This window comes from Pseudomonas baetica, assembly GCF_019733355.1.
GTDB lineage: Bacteria > Pseudomonadota > Gammaproteobacteria > Pseudomonadales > Pseudomonadaceae > Aquipseudomonas > Aquipseudomonas baetica_A.
Genome location: NZ_JAIHLQ010000198.1, coordinates 1 through 244, shown reverse-complemented (window position 1 = coordinate 244; position 244 = coordinate 1). Strand labels below are relative to the sequence as shown.

Genomic DNA, 244 nt, shown 5'->3' with positions numbered 1-244 from the left:
ACCAGCACGTCTTCGATGCGCCCGTGAATGCCTTCGCCGTTATGGCCAAATTGCAGAAACGCCGGTTGGCTGAGCAAGCTCTCCAGATCGAAGTCCGGGTGCTCGCTGACCAGTTCAATGTGGATGCCGTAAAGCGTGCTGATTGCTTCGGTGCCGCTGAAGGCCAGCACCTTGAAGTCGTGACGGATCGCAGGAATCTGCAACGAGAAATGCGCCGCATTGGCCGGCCGGAACATACGCTTAT

At 57.4% G+C, this 244-nt stretch carries 1 pseudogene; it reads right to left on the bottom strand.

Going from position 1 to position 244, the window contains the following annotated elements:
* Positions 1 to 236: pseudogene (locus K5E40_RS35885) on the bottom strand (type VI secretion system tip protein VgrG); the annotation flags it as partial.
* Positions 237 to 244: the final 8 nt, after the last annotated feature.